Origin of the sequence: Fluviicola taffensis DSM 16823 (assembly GCF_943372375.1) — a bacterium.
Classification (GTDB): domain Bacteria; phylum Bacteroidota; class Bacteroidia; order Flavobacteriales_D; family Crocinitomicaceae; genus Fluviicola; species Fluviicola taffensis_A.
Genome location: NZ_CALRYJ010000010.1, coordinates 148,539 through 172,323 on the forward strand (window position 1 = coordinate 148,539; position 23,785 = coordinate 172,323).

Annotated in this window: 19 protein-coding genes and 3 tRNA genes; 7 read left to right on the forward strand and 15 right to left on the reverse strand. The window is 39.3% G+C overall.

Annotated elements, in window-relative coordinates:
• Positions 1-103: 103 nt before the first annotated feature.
• The 9 genes from AAG807_RS14515 to AAG807_RS14555 form a co-directional block, all read right to left on the reverse strand.
• Positions 104-1,696, reverse strand: a complete 1,593-nt coding sequence (locus tag AAG807_RS14515; protein ID WP_341905380.1) for a DNA mismatch repair protein MutS — start codon at positions 1,694-1,696, stop codon at positions 104-106.
• 4 nt (positions 1,697-1,700) lie between these two features.
• A complete protein-coding gene (locus tag AAG807_RS14520; RefSeq protein ID WP_341905382.1) occupies positions 1,701-1,916 on the reverse strand; it encodes a helix-turn-helix transcriptional regulator in 216 nt (71 codons plus the stop codon).
• 2 nt (positions 1,917-1,918) lie between these two features.
• Entirely contained in the window at positions 1,919-2,419 is a 501-nt protein-coding gene (locus tag AAG807_RS14525) for a hypothetical protein (protein WP_341905383.1), read from the reverse strand.
• Positions 2,420-2,871: 452 nt separating this feature from the next.
• Complete coding sequence (locus AAG807_RS14530) at positions 2,872-3,855, reverse strand: hypothetical protein (protein WP_341905386.1); 984 nt, start codon at positions 3,853-3,855, stop codon at positions 2,872-2,874.
• Between the two features lie 721 nt (positions 3,856-4,576).
• A complete protein-coding gene (locus tag AAG807_RS14535) occupies positions 4,577-5,446 on the reverse strand; it encodes a nucleotide-binding protein (RefSeq protein WP_341905389.1) in 870 nt (289 codons plus the stop codon).
• Positions 5,447-5,906: 460 nt separating this feature from the next.
• Positions 5,907-5,983, reverse strand: a tRNA-Arg gene (locus AAG807_RS14540).
• A 132-nt stretch (positions 5,984-6,115) separates the two neighbouring features.
• A tRNA-Pro gene (locus AAG807_RS14545) sits at positions 6,116-6,190 on the reverse strand.
• 136 nt (positions 6,191-6,326) lie between these two features.
• Positions 6,327-6,413: transfer RNA gene (locus tag AAG807_RS14550), tRNA-Ser, on the reverse strand.
• Positions 6,414-6,553: 140 nt separating this feature from the next.
• Entirely contained in the window at positions 6,554-7,870 is a 1,317-nt protein-coding gene (locus AAG807_RS14555; RefSeq protein WP_341905391.1) for a lysophospholipid acyltransferase family protein, read from the reverse strand.
• A 571-nt stretch (positions 7,871-8,441) separates the two neighbouring features.
• Between AAG807_RS14555 and AAG807_RS14560 the strand changes: the two genes are divergently transcribed.
• The 7 genes from AAG807_RS14560 (at position 8,442) to AAG807_RS14590 (ending at position 16,488) form a co-directional block, all read left to right on the forward strand.
• Complete coding sequence (locus AAG807_RS14560) at positions 8,442-9,626, forward strand: chorismate-binding protein (protein WP_341905394.1); 1,185 nt, start codon at positions 8,442-8,444, stop codon at positions 9,624-9,626.
• Entirely contained in the window at positions 9,614-10,849 is a 1,236-nt protein-coding gene (gene tilS / locus AAG807_RS14565; RefSeq protein WP_341905397.1) for a tRNA lysidine(34) synthetase TilS, read from the forward strand. The genes AAG807_RS14560 and tilS overlap by 13 nt, the downstream gene beginning before the upstream one ends.
• Positions 10,850-10,939: 90 nt before the next feature.
• Complete coding sequence (locus tag AAG807_RS14570; RefSeq protein ID WP_341905400.1) at positions 10,940-11,209, forward strand: hypothetical protein; 270 nt, start codon at positions 10,940-10,942, stop codon at positions 11,207-11,209.
• A gap of 78 nt (positions 11,210-11,287) precedes the next feature.
• A complete protein-coding gene (locus tag AAG807_RS14575; protein ID WP_341905402.1) occupies positions 11,288-11,722 on the forward strand; it encodes a protein-disulfide reductase DsbD domain-containing protein in 435 nt (144 codons plus the stop codon).
• Between the two features lie 15 nt (positions 11,723-11,737).
• The gene (locus tag AAG807_RS14580) at positions 11,738-13,801 is read left to right on the forward strand and encodes a cytochrome c biogenesis protein CcdA (protein WP_341905406.1); all 2,064 of its coding nucleotides are present in this window, start codon (positions 11,738-11,740) and stop codon (positions 13,799-13,801) included.
• 230 nt (positions 13,802-14,031) lie between these two features.
• Positions 14,032-16,131: an ATP-dependent DNA helicase RecG gene (gene recG / locus AAG807_RS14585; protein WP_341905409.1), complete on the forward strand. Its 2,100-nt coding sequence runs from the start codon at positions 14,032-14,034 to the stop codon at positions 16,129-16,131.
• A gap of 9 nt (positions 16,132-16,140) precedes the next feature.
• Positions 16,141-16,488: a hypothetical protein gene (locus AAG807_RS14590; RefSeq protein WP_341905411.1), complete on the forward strand. Its 348-nt coding sequence runs from the start codon at positions 16,141-16,143 to the stop codon at positions 16,486-16,488.
• A 148-nt stretch (positions 16,489-16,636) separates the two neighbouring features.
• On the opposite strand, the gene dusB is transcribed toward AAG807_RS14590, so the two are convergent.
• From dusB to AAG807_RS14620, 6 genes are all read right to left on the reverse strand, one after another.
• Positions 16,637-17,638, reverse strand: a complete 1,002-nt coding sequence (gene dusB / locus AAG807_RS14595; protein ID WP_341905414.1) for a tRNA dihydrouridine synthase DusB — start codon at positions 17,636-17,638, stop codon at positions 16,637-16,639.
• Positions 17,639-17,754: 116 nt separating this feature from the next.
• Positions 17,755-19,248 (reverse strand): hypothetical protein, encoded by a 1,494-nt coding sequence (locus AAG807_RS14600; protein ID WP_341905416.1) that lies wholly within the window; start codon positions 19,246-19,248, stop codon positions 17,755-17,757.
• 145 nt (positions 19,249-19,393) lie between these two features.
• The gene (locus AAG807_RS14605; RefSeq protein WP_341905417.1) at positions 19,394-19,984 is read right to left on the reverse strand and encodes a hypothetical protein; all 591 of its coding nucleotides are present in this window, start codon (positions 19,982-19,984) and stop codon (positions 19,394-19,396) included.
• Positions 19,981-20,760, reverse strand: a complete 780-nt coding sequence (map, locus tag AAG807_RS14610) for a type I methionyl aminopeptidase (protein ID WP_341905420.1) — start codon at positions 20,758-20,760, stop codon at positions 19,981-19,983. The genes AAG807_RS14605 and map overlap by 4 nt, the downstream gene beginning before the upstream one ends.
• A 118-nt stretch (positions 20,761-20,878) precedes the next feature.
• Positions 20,879-21,736: a DUF4846 domain-containing protein gene (locus AAG807_RS14615; protein ID WP_341905423.1), complete on the reverse strand. Its 858-nt coding sequence runs from the start codon at positions 21,734-21,736 to the stop codon at positions 20,879-20,881.
• 70 nt (positions 21,737-21,806) lie between these two features.
• A complete protein-coding gene (locus tag AAG807_RS14620; protein WP_341905426.1) occupies positions 21,807-23,558 on the reverse strand; it encodes a carboxypeptidase-like regulatory domain-containing protein in 1,752 nt (583 codons plus the stop codon).
• Positions 23,559-23,785: the final 227 nt, after the last annotated feature.

Genomic DNA, 23,785 nt, shown 5'->3' on the forward strand with positions numbered 1-23,785 from the left:
AAATGCTTTTTATTTTTGTGATCCTATCGCAACAAAAGCCGAACACTTTGGATAAGAATTATAAGGATTGAAACAGACGAGATACGTCAACAAATATTTGCTGTTATCCTCGTTCCATTTCTATTAAATAAGAATTCGCATCATGAGTAATTTCCTTTGGATAACCGTTCATCTCTAAAATACGAATGGCATTTCCTTTTTCGGGAACTCCCAATTTTAATTTGTAATCAAAATGAATCGTTTCATCGGACACCTGTTCGGAGAAATAAGCCAATTCATATTCATCTTTTAAAAGTGCTGTTAGCTCTATATCATGCGTGGAAACAAAAATATGACAATTCCTTTTGGAAAGAAATGAAAGAATTGCCTTCGCCGCAGCAATGCGTTCAATCGTATTGGTTCCTTTAAACAATTCATCCAATAAAACAATGGAGCAGGTAGTTTGTCCCGTCTGCTGAATAATATTTTTCATCTCATCCGCTTCCTTAAAGAAATAACTGCTTGAGTTCATCAAGTCATCTTCAATTCGAATCACTGAGAACAAGTTGGCAACTGGAATAATTGCCGATTTAGCGAAGCATGTATTGAGTGTCATACCCGAAATAGTATTCAATCCGATAGCCCGAATGTAGGTTGTCTTACCTGACATGTTAGAACCAGTCAGAAGAACCGATTTTTCAAAGTCTACATTATTCGGAACGCAGTTTGGAATAAGCGGGTGTCTCATATCCTTGAATCGGACTTTGCTGAACTCATTAGAGATTGTTGGGATACAATATTCATCCAGTCCAAATCTCAACGAAGAAACGGAAATGATTGAATCCACCTCCCCAACAAAACGATAAACCTGCTCTATTTCTTTCGCTTTAAAACGCAAATTGTCCAGTGAACTAAAAAGCAACAATGGTTCCAATAAAAAAGTGATTTTTATTAATTCCAATACATACCAATATGCGGCTTCCATATCGCTGTCTACCTTTTGTTCCAGCTTGAACATGGACATCTTTCTGCGGATAGTTGTAATGGCTCTTAGTGACAAATCGATAGTTTCTTCGCTCCTTTTTAAAAAATCATACTTGGACATATTCTTTGCCACTGAACCCAAAGAAAGCAGCGCTGGTATCGAATTGATAAACATGTTCGTCTTCCTTTTCAGTCCATAATGAATTAGGATATTTATCGCAAAAAAACTTAGAAATAAAAAGACGAATCCAGGGTTTACAGCAGACAATAAGAGACTGAAAAGTGATCCCAGGGAAAGAATAGGAATGAGGGCATACCAACGAGGTTTTTCATCCAATTCTTCTTGAAAAAGATCAACAATATAATAAGCCTGCTGATTATTTAATTTTTGAAGTTGGTATTGAATTTTTAATCTGTCTTCAGGATGCTTCGTAAAATACTGAATAACCTTTTCCTGATGGTCAAATTTCCCTGATGAATAATGATCAACAGTGCGTGCTTTTGAATACAGGTATTGCTGTCCAACTTTGGAGGTAGTCCGATCTACAAAACGAAAAAACAGGTCAAAATCCAAATCATCAGTCGTTTGCTCCGATAGGATTTGCGTGTTGCTTGACTGCTTCAAGTTGAAGTCATATCGTTTAATCAGGTCAAAGTTGAATCCTTCGGTTTTTTCTTCACCAAAAGATGCCTCCAGATTTTTAAGAATCCGTTTTTTACGATTTAGGAACATGTGATTAATTTTCTTTTGCTGATATAAATTCCAATAGGTCACCCGGCTGACAATCGAGTGCTTCGCAAATGGCTTCCAAAGTAGAAAATCGAATGGCTTTTACTTTACTCTGCTTTAGGATGGAAAGGTTGACAACTGAAACGCCCACAATTTCGGATAATTCCTTCAATTGCATTTTCCGTTTAGCCAACATGACATCCAAGTTTACTGATATGGGCATAACTATACGATTAAGGATGATTCAAATGATTCAATAAACGAATCGAAGTTTTTGTCATTCCGTTTCCAGGAAGTGTTTCCGAAAAGTGTAACAGAGGTAAATTCAATCATACTGCCGTTGGAGGACGGAGCAATTTGGATATAGATGTTTTCTCCCCACGTCAAGAAATTGGTCGATGTTCCCAATAACATCTTCAATTTGTTTTCATCGTGATCCAACAGGTCGAATTCTAAGTTTTCAAATACCTCCAGGAGTTTGGCATATAACAATTCTGTATCTAATTCACTTTCGGAAGAATGGGTTCTTCTTTCGTGCAAGAAATTTCTGGAGCTGAGAAACCAATTTGAATAGGACAAGCGTTTTCTAACACTCAAATTGAAAACCAACAATCCAATTGGTACCAGAAAGATTAATAAGGAGAGCCCGATATTATGGGTGAAGTATAAGAGTAAACGGTAAATAACGAAGCAAATGATGCTCAGTAATAATGGGACTTTGTTCATACTTGATTTTTGATCAAAATTATGAAAAACATTATATAATTAACGATAAACGATAATTATTAATATTCTAGTCCGTTATTTTTGAATCGCTGAAGGATCCTTACAAAGAAATTGAAGCATGAATACACAACAGGATTCAAACTGCATTAAGTGTTGGGAAAACGGGACAAAATCAAGGATTTGCGGGAGATTTGCTGCGCCACCCTCCTTAGCACCTACGCTGAAGCTTTAGCGCAAGCATAAGGGAGGAAACATAATCTCAGCTTCGAACACGGATCCCGCTCTCCGCTCTCATTCTAGCTCTGAAAGAAAAAGAGCTCAGAGTGAGCAACAGAGCGAGAGATTTCTCCACAAAAAAAAGCATTCAACTTGCGTCAAATGCTCTTTTTCTTTTGTGATCCTGATGAGAGATATTTCGAACTATTTGATTGAAGATTTACAAAATCTAATATCTATAATAATTCACTAATTTCATTCTCCGAAAGTTGCAAATACTCAATTTTAAGTAATCCCATTCTGATTGCAGGTTCAAATTCTTGAAGCAATTTTGTCTCATAATTTGAATACCTTCTCTTTCGATCTTGGTTTTCTTCAGATTTATCTTCAGGTAATTCAACGAGAATAAGATTTAAATAAACGTTTGTCTTCTTATTAATACGATAGTAATATAATTTTGATAACATCACGTACAACCTTTCCCTAAAAATTATCAATGGTGCATTTCGCGGTCTTATTTCTATAAACATTTCGAAATTTTCCGATTCTACATATCCATCAAAGACTGGATTAAAAGTGCTTATTGGATCAATATCTTTTTGTGCTAATAATATTTGAGCATCTTCGAAGAAGTTATATCTTTTAAGATCTTTATTATCAATAAACTTGGCTAACGAAATCTCCCTAAGCTTGGATAAACTAACTCTTCTTTTAGGAACCCTGGTATGACCTTTTTTATTTCCTCCCTGTTCCTCTTCCTCTTCCTCAATAATGATCTCTGCTATTTTTTCTTTTCTGGTTTCTTCCTTGTCAGCTGTTTCCTTATCTGCTTTAATAACAGAAATAATTGTTTTAGCAAACTCTTCAGGAGAGATACCGGTTACATGAGTCATTGAAGAATGTTGGGATAAATTATTATTAGAAATTATTAGATTTAACAACCTGTCATTGCTTTCTTTAAGATCCGCTATTTTCTCCTTCTTTTCTTTAAGCGTTCTATTTAGGGAAAGAAATTGCCCAAGGGAAAAACTATCAAAAATCTCACTTAGAAAAAGAATCATTAATAATCCTAATAGAATAATTATACCATTTGAAATAATTCCTTTGGGTTCAAAAAAGAAAAATCGACTAATAATTAATGATATTATTAATATCCCTAGAATAACAGTTAATATGCGAACAAATATGTTACTCTTTTTATTTTGGTTTTCTTCGCTCATATTTTTTATATGTGATACAAAACTAATTACTAAAAATGTAGATATCAACCGTATAAATACGGTATTTTCAGGAAATTGACTGAATTAAATTGGATAATTATGTCTATTGGAAAACAAGATAGCGTTAATGGTTGTGGGAAATTTGACTCGATCCTCTTTATTCCTAAAGCGCGACTTAAAACACATATCCCACTCTCAATTCTCACTCTGAAAAACCCAATTAGATTCGAACTGCTTCAAATGTTTACGAAACTCAATGAAATTAAGGGATTGCGAAAAATTTGAGTTTATCATCTGAAAAAACTTGATTGAAACTTCGAACACAAATTCCCTTCCCCATTCTCACTCTCCGCTCTCGCTCTGCAAAAAGAAAAGCCAATGCAGAATGAGAAACAGAACGAGTCCCGATAACTATCGGGTTCACCACAAAAGTCGAACACCCTTAATCAGAGTAAGTGATAGTATAGCTGATGTTGTGTGGCGTTTTTATATTACTGTTATCCTTGGTCGGTGGTCATAGTCATAGTCATCTGACTTGATTAATTCAGCAAACAAGTATGTATCTTCTAATCTGTTTCCATCTTTATCAATCCATCTACATTTAATTTCAAAAGTCTCGGATTCTCTACCTACGACAATCATTTTTATTTTTGTGTTTGATTTGTGATAAACACTATTTCCAATCTCAAAATCTTCGAATTTGTAATTTCTCATTCCCATACTATAGTATTTTATTAGCGTCTACCTGATATCCTGCTGCCGTTAACTCTTTAACTAATTTGAACTTCCAAGTTTTCGCTTCATCAATAGAATTATATAAAATTCCGTGTAAGTCGCTTGGCAATTCAACACCATCTTCATACATAGGAAATACGTTACTCCGTCCTAATTTCCCAATGAAATAACCCATTTCAATAATCACATTTTGTCTTGCTCTATATTTGTCTTTGTCAGAAGTTTTAACCCTACCTAAATCGTCAGCTGTCAATAAAACGACAGCAAATCCAACATCAGAATGAAGTTCAAATTTTTCAATTACTGTTTGTCCTTGATTTGGTTGTTCTGACAGGATTACAGGTTGTAAACCAAGCTTCTCCAAAGTTCTCGCTACATCAATTTTTATATGGTCATTATGTCCGTGAACAATAAATATTTTATTGGTCTTTGTAGATGTTTCCTTCACTTCGTTTGCATTTGATTTCTCCATTGAAGATTTTAATAAATCGGCTTTTCCGAGAAGTTGTTTGAGGTTAGAGAGTTTAGCTTCAACGCTTTCTTTAAAAGTTAATAGTTTGCCTTGAGGACCTTGTCTATTTTTTCCAAAACCAATGAGCATTGTGCAATCGTCATATCTCTTTTTATACTCATTGTATTCATTATTGAATGACTGTTTTAAGTATTCAGAATTGTAATCGTTCCATCGATTAAAAGCATCTCTGTTATTGTCAAAATCAGATTGTGTGCTTACATTAAATTTTAAAATTTTTTCTCCCTCCTGAATTCTTTCTTCAAGTTTCTGTATAAAGTCCTCTCTGGAAACAATAAGTTCTGTTGGTGGTGGTGGGGTATATCTTGTATTACTTTTTGCCATATTTATTCTTTCACGGTTTTTGTTCAAATGACACAAAACTTACTTAATATACGCAACTCCAACTATTTACAATTAATTAAAATCGGATTTTATACTGAATTTCAGATGTTTTTGCGAATAGTCTTAGTTATGTTATTATCCCAATACTACACAATAATTCTGAAAAATACCGTGGTGTTTAAAAGTTCCGGAAATTGTGCCTGAAACCCAATAGGATTCGAACGAATTTAATTCGCCAGAAAAACACACTAAAATCAAAGGTTTTCAGTAGATTTTGTTTCGCTTCCTTCCCCTGAGAGAGGAAAATCAGGTCAAAGTTTCGAACACAGATTCCCTTCCTCATTCTCACTCCTCTCTCTCTCTCTCTGCAAAAAGAAAAGCCAGGCAGAATGCGAAACAGAACGAAAATGAAGTACAAAAAGAAAGCCTCAACGATAAATCGTCAAGGCTTTTCTTTTTGTGGTGACCCCGTTTGGATTCGAACCAAAGACCTACTGCTTAGAAGGCAGTTGCTCTATCCAGCTGAGCTACGGGGCCAAAATGTCTTTTCTCTTTTTTATACTGCTTAGAAGATGCAGTTACTTCGGGACTGAGCTACAAAGCCCATGGTATCAACCTAAACAATTCTAAAACAAAAAAGGGGATGATTGCTCATCCCCTTTTCATGTGTCGGGGCGGCAGGATTCGAACCTGCGACCTCCTGGTCCCAAACCAGGCGCGATGACCGGACTACGCTACGCCCCGAACTAGGCTTTTATTTCAATTTGCTTCAATCGTTCTTGAAGCAATTAATCTCTGTTTTGAGGGTGCAAAGATAGTCATTTATTTCACTTTCGCAAGCCCCATAGAGAAAAATTCAGGCTTTCACCTTACTTTTATGCGGAGAGAGCGAGATTCGAACTCGCGGTACCGTTACCAGTACGTCAGTTTAGCAAACTGGTGGTTTCAGCCACTCACCCATCCCTCCAAAATTCTAACAAAGAACATGTCTCAGGTATCTCTAAGACAGGCGCAAAATTAATAAATGCATCGTTCTATCAAAGGATTTTACCTAAAAAAAAGTAAAAAAAAACATTTTGATTGTCTTTACCGTCTCTTAACACCCGCTTAATCTCTAAAAATCAAGTCTTTCAACTGTTCGCGCTGTTCTCTCAAATTCTGAAGAATAGCACTTCTTCTGCGCGCAAATCGACCAAATCGCTGCTTGGAATTCAAATGATGCATGTAGCGCATGTAAAAATGAGCAAAAGTCCCGAACAATGGAAGAACCACCAGATAGATCAATGTTTCCAACCAGGAAAGGTCAAAACAAAAATGTGCTGCCAAACCAAATCCCAGATAATTCAGAGGATAAAGTAGTAATCCGAGTAAAATAGACAAAGGTGCATGATATTCCACCTCCTTCGTCATTTTAGGTACGATCCATCCGATCAGCCAATACGGAAGTACATGATGAATGAAACCAACCAGGAAAACAGGAACGGTCACAATTACAAACAACCAGCTCTGAATGAATTGCCGTAAAAACAATACCGGTCGATAAGGTCTGTCCAGAAAATCAGGTTTGATACCCAAAAACTGAAGCGATGCGAAGACATTACTTGTTTCCGTTTGAATTTCATCCAACTTCCAGGGAGTTGTCAAACTGTATTGCTCCAATCTGGCCTGAACAGATTTCATGAAATCCATTTCACCTGCCACATCCGCCCGATTCGTGTATTTCGTTACAAACAACGTACGTAATTGCTCCACCAGGTCTTCACGAGCCGAATCATCCATGTTCACAAAAACACGCGACAGCTCTACCCGGAAACGTTCCGTAAGCAATTTAGCAGCGTTTCCCTGGTTCACTTCGTATTCTTTCCATAGATCATCCAGTTCGATTGCTCTCCCGACGTGCACCAGCACTTTCCCCCGGTACGAATCCGCAGAAATATAATTCAAACCGATTGGAACAACTTTCAGTCCCAACTTTCCTTGGTTCCTCCGTTCCACTTCCAATGCTATCCGCGAAGTTCCCGTCTTGATCTCTCGCAGTTTACGTTCCAGGAAACTGGTTCCCTCCGGAAAAACCACCAAGATTTCACCCTTTTCCAAGAGTTGATAACAAGCCTCAAAAGAATCCTTGTTGTTTACACCGGAAACAGCTCCATCCGATTTTCGGTTAATGGGAATCATTCCTAGCGCCCCCAATAATTTTCGTTTGAAAGGCGAATTGAAAAAAGTCGCTTTTGCCATGAAATGGACGCGTCTTCTATTCGCAAATCCAACCATCCAGGCATCCATCAGGGTGTTCGGGTGATTGGCGATGATGATCAAAGGTCCGGTCTCCTTGTCCAACAAATGCTGATTGACTACTTTAATCTCCCGATAATAATGTCGGATTCCGAATGAAATGATCGCTCTTAGGATACGGTACAGCATGTTTTGGTTTTGAACGAATTTACATAATTCCTAATTATCTGCCGCGGCAGACCGAATTACGAATTATTCAAATTTCAATATTGCATGTACTTCAACACTTATTGTGCCAACTTGGCTATTGCGATTTTCTCAACTGAAATCAATCAATCAGCGACTCGTCATTCACAAAAATGTAACCCTTTTCTCCCACACTGTCTCGTCCTAGAATAGCTATACAAAAACAAAGTGTATGGATAGAGAATAGATAGAGCATAGATAAAGCATGGATAGAGTATGAAAAGGTTAAGGATTTAACAGGTTATTTCACTCCATTTCACCCGATTTTTCGAACGCCATTATTAAAAATAAGGTCACTAAATGAGCTGTACGGATTCGAATCCCCGAACCTTACAAACCATAATCAACCCAATAATTCACAAAAGTGTAACCATGTGTAACCATGTGAAATCGGTCAAAAAAGACCTTCCTTAATCCCCAAATTGCGTGTTTTGATTCTCTCAAAAACAATCAATCAATTCGTAATTCGTATCCCGATTGTTATCGGGACGGAATTCGTAATTACCTTTGCACCATGATCGAACGCGCACTTTTCAGACATTCGGACAGCTCCTTCCTGGTTGGGATCGGATGTGAATCCGAGTTTGTGTTAGCTGCCGATCCGGATTGGAATGCATTGGATGCGTTTATCCGTGCGAATGAAGGGAGAACACTCTTCACGGTGATCAACTATCAACTCGGACTGGATATTCTTTCCATTCCACACACTCCCAACCAATTGCCCTTACTTAGGATCTGGGTTCCTAAAAGCACCTATTTATACGAAAGCACCACCGCCTATCTATTAGAAGGAGAGCACAATGAGATCCATGAAAGATTAGCAGAAGAGTTATTTGAGGCAGAAGGATCCCTTCCATCCATTCAATGGACTGCCAAAATTGATAAGGCAAGTTACCTGGAGCGCGTAAATAAGATCAAGGACCACATTCAACAAGGAGATGTCTACGAATTGAATTTTTGTCAAAGTATCGAATCACAAACAATCGAATTATCAAGCATCCAACCTTTTTTCGAACGGATGTGGGAAAATAACCCCACTCCTTTCGCCGGCTTGGTAGAAACCCAAAACTGGATGCTCGCTTCGGCAAGTCCCGAGCGATTCATTCAGAAAAAGGGATCAAAACTCATTTCGCAACCCATTAAAGGAACAGCTCCGAGAGGCAAAACAGATGTCGAAGACTTGGAAAACCGCAACAATTTGCAGACTAGTCCGAAAGAACGGGCAGAAAATGTGATGATTGTGGATTTGGTCCGAAACGATTTATCACAGGTAGCAACAAAAGGAAGCGTGCATGTGGACGAATTGTGTGAAATTTATTCCTTCCCGACTGTCCACCAGATGATTTCGACCATCTCCTGTGAATTGAAAGAAAACACGTCATTTTCTCAAATCCTGAAAGCAACCTTTCCAATGGGATCCATGACAGGAGCTCCGAAGAAAGCTGCCGTTACTTTATCTGAACAATACGAAGGGTTTCCACGCGAATTCTATTCCGGTTCTTTTGGAGTCATTTATCCGGGCGGCGATTTCGATTTGAATGTCCTGATTCGGACGCTCTTTTATAATGCCGACACTCAAAAACTCTCTTGTGGTGTTGGGGGCGCAATCACCATCCTTTCAGACGCAGAAGCTGAATACGAGGAATGCAAAGTGAAAGTGGACAAAATCCTATCCCTTTTCGGCACATGTCAGTGGTAAAAAAAGCAATTGACGGGTTAGACCTTCAATCGTCTAAGCTCTTCGTTGCCTGTTCCGGCGGATTGGATTCAACCGTTTTGGTAGAAATCCTGGTTCAACTGGGTTACAAGCCCACCATTCTTCATATCAACTATCAATTGCGTGGATCTGAAAGTGAAAACGATGAGACTTTTGTACGCGATTTGGCAAACAAACACCAATTGGAAATCGAAGTGCTTCGCTGCCCCAAAGAACTGACGAAAGGAAAAGGAATCAACCTGCAGGAAGCTGCAAGGAAATTTCGCCACGAATGGTTCCAATCCTTCATTCAAAAATCTCCGGCTAATCGGGTTTTATTGGCGCATCACCGGGATGACCAGGTTGAAACCTTCTTTCTGCAATTACTTCGAGGTGCAGGAATGGTTGGATTGGGAGGAATGCATCCGGAACGAAACGGGATTATTCGTCCGTTCTTAGAACTATCTAAAGCAGATTTGAAGCAATTTGCCAAGGAGCATGGGGTAACCTGGAGAGAAGATGCCAGTAACCGGGAAAATGATTACAAACGCAATCAATTCCGGAACATCCTCATTCCGAAAATGCTGGAGTCCAATCCGACCTTGGTGGATTCCGTTCAAATCATTCAAGAGGCATTTCGCGCAACCCGGCAGGAAATTCAGCAGGATCTGAATCCAAAATTGGAAATCTGGAAGAAACAGGCTCAGATTTCTTTTGATGAATGGATGGATTTGACAATCGAACAACGGATTCTCTGCTGTAATTACTTCCAATGGCCCTATTGGATCATTGATCGCATCCAAGAATTAAAAGACGCTCAATTGAGTTCCAAAATCGATAAAAGTCCAATATTCAGGACAAAAGAAGGTTTTTCCTGGAATCCGAATTTTGCTGAAATTATGAAATGGGAATTCAAGACTGAAGAAATTGAATTCTTACCTGATAATTTTGATAAATGGGAAATTTATCTCGACCCAACTAAATGTAACGGTCCGATCTTACAGGACTTTGCGAATCCCTCCGATGAGATTTGGCGGATTGGTGTAAAAGGTTCAACCCCTGTTTTCAAATTATTAAAAGATTCCGGAATTCCGGAACAATGGAGAAATTCCTACCCTATTTTCAGAAGCGGGAATGAAATCATCTGGATTCCAGGGGTTTCCGTTTCAGAAAGGCATATTGCAGATTCTTCTACTTCATTGATTATCAAACTTTCCAAAGTCTGAAAAGAATCAAAATATTTTTTTTCACAAAATGTTATTTCGAAATTATTTTTTTATTAAATTTCGGATTGTACACTCTTAAAAACCCGCACAATGGAACCAGTTACAGTCGAAAAAGAGGTTGTAAAAGATTTGTCTTTTAAACATCCAGTTGACTTTGAGCAACAATCAGATATCCGTTTAAAATTAGAAGAAGCAACTCGATTAGGTAATGGATACCATCACAAAGTCGGAATCATTTTTCATGACGATGAAGGACTGAAAAGAATCAACACCACTATTTGGGCTACCGGTCAGAAATACATTTGCCTGAAGGGAGGCATGTGGATTCCGATCGATCATATTGTAGAATTAAAGTTTTAGCTTTTCAAGAAAAGTATATAAACTCCTATTGCCAAGCAGTTTTCGTTTCGTAGTTTTGGTATTAACAAACTAAAGCCCATGCGTAAACTGCTTTTTTTATGCTCTTTTTTATTGATTGGAACCTCATTGTTTGCTCAGGATCGGGTGAAATGGGACTTCACATACAATACGAGTACAAAAGAAATTCAACTCAAAGCCGTTATTTCGGAAGGCTGGCACTTATATAGCCAGCACATCAACAATACCATTGGACCGGTTCCAACGAGTTTTACATTTACGGAAAATCCGAACGTGAAATTTGAAGGCGAGATGATAGAACCCAAGGCCATTCACGAATACGATGAAAACTTTGAAGCTGCATTGGATTTCTTCAAGACAGAAGTCACTTTCACACGCAAAGTTGCCAAAGCCAAATCAGGAGAAACAATCAAAGGGTATGTCACATTCATGGTTTGTAATGAAGTGATGTGCTTGCCTCCTGTCGATATCGATTTTTCCATAACAATTCCATAACATACCAAAAACTTTATGAAATCCTTATTTAAAAGTTTAATCCTTCTTGTTGGTTTATCCGCTCTAAATACTGTCAATGCTCAAAATAATCCGGAGGATAAAGTAAAATGGAGTGGTAGAATTGAACAAAAGGAAGATTATTCAATTGTAATAATAGAAGCTTCGATTGTTCCAAACTGGGAAATCAATCCGATGGTTCTGCCCAAAGGTTCCATGAATTGGCCAACTACTGTAGAACTTGTTAAGTCAAAAGATTTCGAGCTGGTTGGAAAAATGACCGAATCCAAGCCTCATAGCGAGTATGACAAGATTTTGGATGAGACCTTGGTATTCCATGTCGGAAAGGCCATATTCAAACAAAAAATCAAGGTTTTAAGCAAAAAAGACTTCAAGATTACTTTTAAATATGATTTCCAGACATGTGAGATCAATGCACAATGTTTATCTCCATATCAATCATCCGGAACAATCAATGTAAAAGGGAATCCGAATGCCGGTGCAGTTGTAGAAAGTCAACCGACAAATGAAGACACTGCATCTTCCGCCGTAAGTAATATTAGTACTCCGAAAAAAGAGAAAACGATTACAAAAGAAGTTGCAGAAAAGCCTGTTTCAACTCCTGAAAAGAAAGAATCAAAATCCCTTTGGGGTGTCTTTTTTCTGGCATTCTTCAGTGGTTTTGCCGCATTGATTATGCCGTGTGTGTTCCCAATGATCCCAATGACAGTGAGTTTCTTTACCAAAAGAAGTAAAACAAGAGCTCTGGGAATTCGCAATGCATTTATCTATGGTGGTTCCATCATCCTGATTCACGTTATTTTGGGAGCAATCGTTGTTGCTACAGGAGCAGGACACATTCTGAATGAGCTTTCCACCAATGTCTATTTCAATATCTTCTTCTTCCTGATGTTGTTCCTGTTCGGATTATCCTTTTTGGGAGCATTCGAAATTCAATTACCTGCAAAATGGGTGAATTCAGCAGATGCAAAAGCAGATAAAGGTGGAATTGTCGGAATCTTCTTCATGGCATTGGTTTTATCATTGGCATCCTTCTCTTGTACAGGTCCCATTTTAGGAGGATTACTTGGTGGACTCTCAGCATACGGAGGTGGATCTGCATTGATGGTCGGAATGTTTGCCTTTGGATTAGCCTTGGCATTACCATTCATGATCTTCGCCTTATTCCCATCCTTGTTGAACTCCATGCCGAATTCAGGGGGATGGTTGAATGTGGTAAAAGTGTTTTTAGGTTTCCTGGAAATCGCATTCGCATTCAAATTCTTATCTACAGCAGATACAACGATGCAATGGCATTTACTGGAAAGAGAAATATTCATTTCTATATGGATAGCCGTCTTTGGAACCCTTTCCCTGTATATGCTTGGAAAAGTACGTCTACCGCATGACAGTCCGGTTGAGAAATTATCTGTTGGAAGAACCATGATGGCAACACTGACAATCGCATTTACCTTTTATCTCATTCCTGGTTTGTGGGGAGCTCCTTTGAAACTTGTCAATGCATTCTTACCTCCCGATTTCTATGCTGAATCTCCTGAGGGAGTTGGAGGTGGCGGCGGTGCAACTATATCCGCATCAGATGCAGAAGTAGTGGAAGGCATGCATAAAGGTCCTAAAGGTCTGATGGCTTTCAAAGATTACGATTTGGCATTAGCTTACGCCAAGAAAGTGAACAAACCCCTTTTTGTTGATTTCACTGGCTGGGGTTGCGTTAATTGTCGTAGAATGGAACAAAGTGTTTGGGGTAAACCCGGAATTATTGAGCATTTAAGAGATGATGTAGTAATCGTTTCTTTGTATGTGGATGAGCGAACGGAATTACCTAAAAAAGAACAGGTCACAAGAAAAGTAAATGGACGTGATTTCTCAATTGTAACGATTGGTAACAAATGGACCGCAAAACAAATTGAAGAATACAAAACTTCTTCGCAGCCTTATTATATTCTTCAAACACCAGAAGGAAAAGATATTCCCGTTGGATCAGCAGATTATCAAAATCATGGGGAGCCGGAAGTATTTAAAAACTGGTTAGAAAAAGGGCTGAAAGCTTACAAAAAATAAGTCAGTTTTACCGTTTATCTATAAAAACCCTGTATTAAGATAATTTTAACTAAAAATGTTTTACCAAATCACAAAATCCGTTTAACTTTGTACTGATTTAGGTGGTTAGGTTAGGTTGATTAGGAATGGAGTTCAGACGCCTGTTTGAACTCCATTTATCTTTTATAGCAATTCCAATAACTCTTTCCCCTTCTAGAATCACAACTCTTGGATTTTCGTAAATTCGCGTCATGAATCAATGGTTGCAAACTCACATCGAATTCCTGAAAGGAGTTGGTCCGCAAAGAGCCAAATTACTGAGGGATGAATTGGGTATCGCAACTTACCATGACCTGCTCTATCACTTCCCTTTTCGATACATTGACCGTTCCAAATTTCACCTGATTAAGGATATTCCTGAAATGGATGGATATGTTCAATTGAAAGGTCAGATCATCTCGGTTTCCGAAACAGGAACGGGAAGACAAAAAAGATTGACTGTCAAGTTTCAAGACAATACCGGAATCATCGATCTGCTTTGGTTTCAGGGATACAAATACATCCTGCCGAACCTGAAGTTGAATACTACTTACATCGTTTTCGGTAAAGCAAAACCTTATGTAAATACCTGGAACATTTCTCATCCGGAATTAACAGTTGCAACAGGAAACGAAGCAAGTATGGGGTGGCAACCCGTCTATTCTTCTACCGAAAAACTGACAGCTTCCGGTTTGCATTCGAAAGGAATTCAAAAATTGGTCGAAGGACTTTTGGAACTGGCTTCCAAAGTTTATTTTGAAGAAACCATTCCACCGAAATTCATTCAGGAGCTGAAACTTCCCCCTTTCGGTGCGGCGATTAAGGCAATTCACATGCCCGCTGATGTAAGCTTAGCACAAAAAGCCAGAACGCGTTTCAAATTCGAAGAACTCCTGAACCTGCAAATTGAGTTATTGCTTAGAAAGTCTATCAATATGCAGAAAAATAGCGGGCAGGTAGTTTCTGAAGTAGGACAGATCTTCCATGATTTCTACGAAAAAAACTTGCCGTTTCCACTAACGAATGCACAAAAGAAAGTACTGAAAGAGATCCGACGGGATATTGGTTCGGGATTCCAGATGAACCGACTGCTCCAGGGAGATGTCGGAAGTGGGAAAACCGTTGTCGCATTACTGACGATTCTAATGGGAATTGGTTCCGGTTTGCAAGGTGCCTTGATGGCTCCAACGGAAATTTTAGCCAATCAGCATTTTGTTGGCTTGAGCGAATTATTGGAAGGAACTCCGGTTAAGATTGCCATCCTGACCGGCTCCACAAAGAAAGCAGCCAGAAAGATCATTCATGAACAGTTGTTATCCGGCGAAATCGACATTTTGGTCGGAACTCACGCACTTCTGGAAGAAATCGTCCGGTTTAAGAACCTGGGGATTGTCGTGATCGATGAACAACACCGTTTTGGTGTCGAACAACGTTCGCGCCTGTGGAAAAAGAATGCTTCGCCTCCGCATATTTTGGTCATGACTGCAACCCCAATTCCGCGTACACTCGCTATGACCTATTACGGAGACCTCGATGTTTCAGTAATTGACGAACTTCCTCCCGGACGAAAGCCGATTACAACAAAGCACCATTTCGAAAAAGACCGTTCCCTTGTTTTCGGGTTTATCCGAAAGGAAATTGAATTGGGAAGACAGATTTATATTGTTTACCCTTTGATCCAGGAATCCGAAACGCTTGATTACAACAACCTGATGGATGGATTTGAAGCAATTAGTCGCTCTTTCCCGCTTCCTGATTACCGTGTAAGTATTGTGCATGGAAAAATGAAGCCCGATGTGAAAGATTACGAAATGCAGCAGTTTGTAGAAGGAAAAACCCAGATCATGGTGGCTACGACGGTGATCGAAGTTGGTGTCAATGTCCCGAATGCTTCCGTGATGGTGATTGAAAGTTCGGAACGCTTCGGATTATCCCAATTGCATCAGTTGCGCGGACGTGTAGGTCGTGGAGCCGAACAATCCTATTGTTTATTGATGACAGGTCAAAAATTATCAGCCGATACAAAAAAACGGATCCACACCATGGTTCGAACCAATGACGGATTTGAAATTTCAGAAGTCGATTTGGAACTCAGAGGTCCCGGAGATATCATGGGAACCCAACAAAGTGGTCAGTTAGATTTGAAAATTGCCGACTTGGCAAAAGATGGTCCGCTTGTTGCATTAGCACGTGAGAAAGCAAGAGAGCTTTTGACAGAGGACCCAAGATTGGAAAAACAGGAACACATTTTCTTGCGTTTGGAAGCAATAAAAAGACTCCAGGACAAACCAAATTGGGCAGAAATTTCGTAAACTTGAACAATGAAAAAATTATTGCTACTTACAATTGCGTTTTTAAGCTATTATCAAGCTGAATCTCAAATACTTACAGGAACTTTAGTTGACTCGGGTCGTAAATTACTGACTACCGGGGATAAATTCACCCTTTCAAATACCATTGAGGGAACTGTAGTTGTTGAATTGGCTGTAAACCGAGAAGGTATTGTAACGGGAACCAAAATTATTGGTGAGCAATCCACGATTAAGTCTACCCCATCACGCATGAAAGCCGAAAACGCTGCTAAAAAATTAACTTTTACTGCAGGAACACGCTATGCACCATTCGAGCATGTGCGCGTGAAATACACCTATTCGAAAGCAGCAAACTAACTCGCTGAATACATAGCAAATCTTATTTTCACGCAGATCATATAGATTTCCACAGATCTTAATTTCAACTCTATTTGGATTAACTCATGAAAGAATCTGCGATATTCGCGTAATCTGCGTGCAAAAGAAAGTGGTAGCCTTTTGGATGTCAAACCGGATTCGAAAACACAAACTCTTCTGAATTTTCTTCCAGGTAGGAAAGTATATCCAGGATCTCCTGCAAATCAAAAGAAGTCACCAATTTGGTTCTGAATTCCTTGAAATGTGCGATTCCCTTGAAATAATTCGTGTAATGGCGTTTCATTTCAACAACTCCCAATCGTTCACCTTTCCACTTAACACTCATATTCAAATGGTCTCTGGCAGCATCTACACGATCTTTTATCCCTGGGGCAGCCAAATGCTCACCTGTTGCCATAAAATGCTTGATCTCATTGAAAATCCATGGATAACCGATACTTGCGCGACCGACCATAATTCCATCAACTCCGTAACGATTTTTATATTCCACTGCCTTTTCAGGTGTATCGATATCTCCATTCCCGAAAATCGGGATCTTGATCCGCGGATTGTTCTTCACTTCAGCGATATAACTCCAGTCTGCCTCGCCTTTATACATCTGTGCGCGCGTGCGACCATGAATAGACAAAGCCTCTACACCAATATCTTGCAGTCTTTCAGCAACCTCCATGATATTGATCATCGAATCATCCCAACCTAAACGCGTTTTAACGGTGACAGGCAACTTCGTGGAATTGATACATGCTTTGGTCAGACGAACCATCAGGTCTACATCTTTCAAAACACCCGCCCCGGCACCTTTACAAACCACTTTCTTTACAGGACAACCGAAATTGATGTCCAACAGATCCGGATTGGTAGCATCTACAATCTTAGCAGACATGGCCATGGCATCCTCATCTCCTCCAAAAATCTGAATTCCGATGGGCTTTTCATAATCGAAAATATCCAGCTTCTGACGACTCTTGATCGCATCACGGATCAGTCCTTCCGAAGAAATAAATTCAGTGTACATCAAATCAGCTCCGTGTTTCTTACACAAGGCTCTGAAAGGAGGATCGCTCACATCTTCCATAGGAGCCAGAAGAAGCGGAAACTCACCCAATTCAATATCACGAATTTTTACCATGGTGCAAAGATACAGCTTAATTCAAAATGATGAATTCAAAATTCAAAAGAGCTTTATGAGGTTCGCTAGCAGAGTCGACTTTATTTTTGCATTTTGCATTTTGCATTTCGAATTCACTATTCCCTTTTTCGAGAGAAATGCCCTTTTTTGAGAATATAAGTTGTCTTTCCGATATGCATGGTAGATCCTTCTTCGAACTTGTGGAAATCCAGATAATCAATCCCGTTAAAAGACAAGGAGCCCTTTGTCTGATAGGCCAGATCCAAATAATCTTCGTTCAGGACAGTACCTCCGCAAACCAGCACATGTACCGGAATTCCGATACTACCAATTAATGACCGATCTCTTGGTGAAGCGAAGTTATCTGCTATCAGGATCAATTTGTCTGTTCTCGGATAACTTTTCAAGGCATGAATCAGCGCTTCCACGTTATTCTCTTCCAAATCCCCTCCGGAACCTTTTGACATGACATCAATCATAAACTCAGCAATGGAATCCAGGTTCGTAGAGGTATAATTGTAAACGCCTCCTGTCTGACCGATCTTCTTCGTCTTGTCTTTTCGATTGTCTCCATCATTGAAGAATACAAACTGTTTGGGCGACTGAAGCTTGTTCTTTAATTGGGTCGAAATAAATTCAACGACCTGTGCATTGTAAGGAGCCATACTCCCGGTCACATCGCATACCAACGTAGCTTTCGACCAATCCACCTTCATAAGGGCTTTACTGACCTGATTTGATGTTGGTTGTGGTTTGATTGCGTTGTAGTCATAAGCCGGAAGCTTCGCCTTCATTTTTGGAGGAACTTCTGTTGCAAAGACTTCCAAAGGAGACGGAACCACACTTCCACGACTCATAAAATCCACCGAAAACTGCACCATGCATTCAGTAGGCTTTCCATTCAGGGTTCCGGGTGTCCAATCCGGCATGCTCTTAATAAACTCACTGATTTCATCTTTATAAGGCGAAGGACCTGCTGAATTTGGGAAAATGATCTTGGTGATCTTGCCTTCTTTGCTGATAATGAATTGAACATCCACTTTCTTGGGTCCGGTTGATTCGGGTGGAAAATTCAGGTAGTTTGAAAAGTAATTGATTCGTGCCTGTTCACTATGTGGAAATTTCGGAAGAACAATCACCGGTTCCACATCCTCTAAGGAATCCCGTTCTATTTTCTCTGTCTCTCTTTTCAGATAGGTGTCATAGGCATACGATTTGATTTTTCCTGCTGCCACTTCGCGAAGAAAATTGGATTCCACCTTGGTGGATACCGCATCCGGTAGGTCGCGATAAGTAATTGCAAAACCATGAAAAAAACCGGGTCCTTCTTCTGCAGATTTGCACCCTGTCTGAGCCACCAGAATCCACTCGATCCCTGATTGATTCAAACAATTCGGAGCTGCCAGGAACAAATTCTCCAAGCGCTTCCTGCTCAAGCCGTGCTGGTCAAATGTCTCCGATTTTCGATAAGTGGTATAAACCAGTTCTATTTTCAAAATGACCTTGCCCTTCACCGAATTCAACGCCTCTTTATCCGTAAAAATCGCATTATTGAAAGCTGTTTCCAGAAAAATGAGATCCTTTTTGGCCGGCTTGGAATATTTTTCCATATTCCGTGGAGTTGTCTTTAAAACAAAATCAATTTGCTGCTGCATTGTCTGGCAATACAAAAACAAAGGGAATAAACAAACTAGGAGTAAACGGTGTTGCATAATCAGTCGATTCTTTCAAGATAATGCCGTAAAAACCGAAATGTTACAGGTTTCCAAGAATCGCTTCTTTCCCGAAATACAGTGCAGAACACCAGGAGCTCACGATAATGAATCCAACCAGACCTGCCACTGATTTGTGCATCGGATTTTCCGATCTGCTCAGAAAAACGGTCATTACCCACATCCAGGTCGGAACAATCAGCCATTCAAACATATTCATCATCAAACAGATCATCATTGCAACTGCATTGGCGATTTGAAGCCATCGATACATGGTTTTATCCTGAAAAGCCAGCAGCAATTGCCACGCAAAAAAGAATAAGACAAAAGCCAGGAAAAATAAAGATGAAAAGGTGATCAATGAATCCATTCGGGTTTCAAAGTCATTATCTGTGAAAAGCAATTGCATAATGAACTTGGAAGAGATGGCCAAAGAAAGAGTCCAAAGGATCAAGGTCACTTCCATCAAACGGGGCTTCTTTCTATTTGCAATCAGCAAAATAATTGCCACCAAAAGTAGCCCAACCTTATACAAGCCAAATGGAAAAATAAATGCGCCATCGCTCATATACATGGATAATCCATACATACTTGCAGTGAGCACAGCTAATAAAACGATTCGTTCGCTGATCATTTTTTCTTAGCCAGCGCTTCTTCGATATAGTCGAATGTTGAAAGGATCACCGGTTTTCCGTCTACAACTGCGATATCGTGTTCGAAATGAGCACTTGGCTGACCGTCAGCAGTTACAATGGTCCAGTTATCTTCCAGTTGGATCACTTTTTCCGTTCCCATATTGATCATAGGTTCGATCGCAATCGTCAAACCATTCATGATTTTCTTTCCACGCCCTCTTTTTCCATAATTCGGAACTTGCGGATCTTCGTGCAAGGTTTTACCCAAACCATGACCAACCAATTCACGAACAACTCCATACCCATGTTTTTCAGCATGTGTTTGAATTGCCCAACCAATATCATCGATCCGATTTCCTACTTGCGCCTGTTCAATTCCCAAGTGCAAACATTCCAAGGTAACTTCCAATAATTTTTTCTTTGCTTCGGAAACTTCTCCTATTGCAAATGTATAGGCGTGATCGCCGTAATATCCTTTGTAAATTGCTCCACAATCAACCGAAACAATGTCACCTTCCTGAATCGTACGTTCGGTTGGTAAACCATGAACAACCTGCTCATTCACTGAAATCAACAAAGTGCTCGGGCAACCGTATAATCCTAAAAATCCCGGAATCGCATCTTGTGAACGGATATAAGCCTCAGCCATTTTATCCAATTCAAGCAAGGTAATTCCCGGTTGAATCATTTCCGCCACTTTTCCTAATGTTCTACTAACTACCAGGGCCGCTTGGCGCATAATTTCAATTTCTTCGGCTGTCTTATATTTAATCATACTCTTATTCAAGAAACTCATTGAATGCAAAGATACTTTAAATTCAAAATTGAAAATGCAAAATGCAAAAGTTTCATTTCGATTACGCTACAGCATAGGAGCAGCGGAGTCGAAGCCACTAATTGAATCGCTTTAGCTGGAATTTCTCAAAAGTATATTCCGCCGTGTAGATTTTCAGTTGTTCATCCAGATTATACCACGGTGAAATTTTGCTGTTCATCGGATTCATCAGTACCTGGATTTCCTGAGCCGGCATATAGCTTTGAGCCAATAAAACCAGTTTCTCTCCATCGGTGTTTTCAACCAGATCAACCACAATTACCGCATGTCCGGGTGAGCCGCCACGAATCAATACATCCCCGATTTCCACATCCTTCAATTCAATCTGACGCAATTCCTTTTCCAACGAAAGGGTACTCGCATAGTTGAAAACGGTTTCCATGTACTTTAGAAAAGACGCGTAACTTTTATCCGCTGAAGCCGACTTCTGCCAAAAAACCGAGTTTCCATTCAACCCGACACGATTTCCTTCCCGCCATTTGCTATACTCACAATTGAATCCGCTCACGAACCGAAAATGAATCGCTGAATACATCTTGTTGTGAAATAAATATTCCGCTCTCAAACGCATCACCGCATCCGCACATTGTTGTAAATCCCTGTTTCCGACTGACATGTTGATCACCGCCACATGCGCACTTTGATTTCCTTTCAGACTTCCATTGTACAAATGAACGGCAGAACCGTGCTTTTTAAGAGGAAGATTCCGCAAATAGAATCCGAAACTGCTGCTATCCGCTGATTTTCGCTCATATCCGTCAGGTGGTATGAATCGCGTTGCAATGGTTGCTCCTGAAGTGTCAATCACCTGATTCACGGAATACACCCCGTTGATTGTTTTTGAAGGATCGAGATCACAGCCTGCAATAAATGCAATTGCAGACAAGAACAAAACGGAACTAAAAAGAATACGCATCGGTTTGGGTTTGAAGTTTGATGCAATTTAAGGAATCTTCTAAAAAGTAAGCTACTTTCCCAAAACTGAATTACTTTTCTTTAAACAATCCGAAAATCTCCATATTATCAATGTGTAATTCAGATTTTACCAACGCATTCCATTTGACCAGTTGCGTTTTATTTCTTCCGTGATCTACCGATTTAAAATAATTCTCTTTCATCAAATCACACCTTCTTACGAATTCATCATACCTTTCATTCAGCTCTTCCCTGGTTAGAACCTTATTTTTAAAAGTCAGTTCAAGTTTTCTGCGTTCTATTTCAACCAAATCAAAGTAGATATTTATGAAACAATGAGTTACCGTATCAATCGGAAGTAAATAATAACTTTCATAAGGATCAAAAATGGTACACGTCAATATATTGGTTGAATCCTGATAGGAATTCATATCCAAAAAGACCTTTACGGATAGGTTGTAATTTCGATCCGTAAGACCAACTTTGGTCGGATCAAGTAATGAATCAGGAATACTTTCTTTAAAGATAATCCGGTTGGTCGACCATCGAATATAAGGTTCTTGGAAGAACCCCTTCTTCAATGGAGAATCCGTTTTGCTAGCATAGTTCGTATTGGTCATCGAAGCAGGATCGGAAAAGAAAGCAAGGTTGCTGTTCTGATGATCATTCAAACGGTATTCATCGTTGTATTTCCAAAAGAAATCAGTTGACGGTATGGAAAAAATCTTTCTGTAATCAGATGCTTTTTTATCAAACTCAAACTTCGGGATGAAAAAAACTTCGTCAAAGTCATAAGCATATAACAGAGCATTTGTTTTGATCCGGTAATTTTTCTCTCCCGCTTTGCCAACTCTGCTTTTATAGGCTATTTCATAGTTAAAGTCAACATGATTAAACAATTGCTTTCCATCTTTGGGTCCAAAAGTCTTTGTAATTTGAAGATTGACCTTTAAAATACTATCGGATTCAAAAAGTGGCAAAAAAGGATGGATCTTACAATCCTCACAATCCATTGTTTGCTTCACCAATCTGTTTCGGGTAGTATTCAGCCAGATTTTTCCCTTAAAATAATTACCTGATCTTACTTTTGGCAAATAGTTGATTACCGTAATCGAATCCTGATTATCATCCAGGTATTTACGATCCAGATTCAAGTAAAAACCACGTCGCATTTTTTTAAAGTTCATCGAAAGCGGACTCAATGGGAAGTAATCTGTTTCATTCATTACTTTGGACAATAAAATCGCTTTGGAACTTTCCGCCGAAACGAACATGCGCATTTGCTCATCGTAGGTTTGCATGGCAATTCTTCCGGCTTTCAACTCTTGACCCGAAAGTTCATATCCCGAAAGTCCCACATTGAAAAAGCCTTCTACCAATTCCACCTGTTTGTCATCGATAACCGTTTTCAGTTCATAATACGATTTTGCCTCCTGTTTGATTTTGTTTGGATTGGTTCTGCAAGCTTCCAAAAGATGAAACAACTGAATATTTTCTTTAGGTGTTACCATCACTTCTCCCAATTCGGTAATGCTTTCCTGCATTTTCACCACATAAAACCCTGTCTTTTCATCCAATACCAGTCTTTGAGATTTGAATCCGATACTATGAATCCAGATGGTATCTGTCCATTTTTCAAAGGGAATCTTAAAGAATCCATCTGCATTGCTAATGGTTCCTTTCCTTAATGAGCGATTCTGGATATTTGCAAAAGGGATTTCTGAATTGGTTGATTCATCTATGATTTTCCCTTCGATTTCCCTTAGCTGTCCAGTTACTCGATTGGAGAGTATGAAAATCAGTATGAAGAGCAAGTATTTCATCTGTAGTGTCAATTTTGCGGATTAAATTATTGATTTATTTTGGAAAACGCCCAAACTATTGACTGAACAGGGTTAACAAAAGAGGCTGTCTAAAAAGGGCAGTCTCTTGTTCTTTTCCCGCAAATTCGCAAATTTTAAGGTCGCCTAACGGTCGACCTGTCCTCTTGAACAAACCAATTTAAGTTGCTTTCAATGATCTTTTTCATGAACTTAATATAAAATGGAAC

Coding starts and splice junctions, on each gene's coding strand:
- AAG807_RS14570 (WP_341905400.1), top strand. CDS start 10,940: ATGGAACCAGTTACAGTCGAAAAAGAGGTTGTAAAAGATTTGTCTTTT.
- AAG807_RS14520 (WP_341905382.1), bottom strand. CDS start 1,916: ATGCCCATATCAGTAAACTTGGATGTCATGTTGGCTAAACGGAAAATG.
- AAG807_RS14560 (WP_341905394.1), top strand. CDS start 8,442: ATGATCGAACGCGCACTTTTCAGACATTCGGACAGCTCCTTCCTGGTT.
- dusB (WP_341905414.1), bottom strand. CDS start 17,638: ATGGTAAAAATTCGTGATATTGAATTGGGTGAGTTTCCGCTTCTTCTG.
- tilS (WP_341905397.1), top strand. CDS start 9,614: ATGTCAGTGGTAAAAAAAGCAATTGACGGGTTAGACCTTCAATCGTCT.
- AAG807_RS14600 (WP_341905416.1), bottom strand. CDS start 19,248: ATGGAAAAATATTCCAAGCCGGCCAAAAAGGATCTCATTTTTCTGGAA.
- recG (WP_341905409.1), top strand. CDS start 14,032: ATGAATCAATGGTTGCAAACTCACATCGAATTCCTGAAAGGAGTTGGT.
- AAG807_RS14535 (WP_341905389.1), bottom strand. CDS start 5,446: ATGGCAAAAAGTAATACAAGATATACCCCACCACCACCAACAGAACTT.
- AAG807_RS14580 (WP_341905406.1), top strand. CDS start 11,738: ATGAAATCCTTATTTAAAAGTTTAATCCTTCTTGTTGGTTTATCCGCT.
- AAG807_RS14620 (WP_341905426.1), bottom strand. CDS start 23,558: ATGAAATACTTGCTCTTCATACTGATTTTCATACTCTCCAATCGAGTA.
- AAG807_RS14515 (WP_341905380.1), bottom strand. CDS start 1,696: ATGTTCCTAAATCGTAAAAAACGGATTCTTAAAAATCTGGAGGCATCT.
- AAG807_RS14605 (WP_341905417.1), bottom strand. CDS start 19,984: ATGATCAGCGAACGAATCGTTTTATTAGCTGTGCTCACTGCAAGTATG.
- AAG807_RS14590 (WP_341905411.1), top strand. CDS start 16,141: ATGAAAAAATTATTGCTACTTACAATTGCGTTTTTAAGCTATTATCAA.
- AAG807_RS14555 (WP_341905391.1), bottom strand. CDS start 7,870: ATGCTGTACCGTATCCTAAGAGCGATCATTTCATTCGGAATCCGACAT.
- AAG807_RS14525 (WP_341905383.1), bottom strand. CDS start 2,419: ATGAACAAAGTCCCATTATTACTGAGCATCATTTGCTTCGTTATTTAC.
- map (WP_341905420.1), bottom strand. CDS start 20,760: ATGATTAAATATAAGACAGCCGAAGAAATTGAAATTATGCGCCAAGCG.
- AAG807_RS14530 (WP_341905386.1), bottom strand. CDS start 3,855: ATGAGCGAAGAAAACCAAAATAAAAAGAGTAACATATTTGTTCGCATA.
- AAG807_RS14615 (WP_341905423.1), bottom strand. CDS start 21,736: ATGCGTATTCTTTTTAGTTCCGTTTTGTTCTTGTCTGCAATTGCATTT.
- AAG807_RS14575 (WP_341905402.1), top strand. CDS start 11,288: ATGCGTAAACTGCTTTTTTTATGCTCTTTTTTATTGATTGGAACCTCA.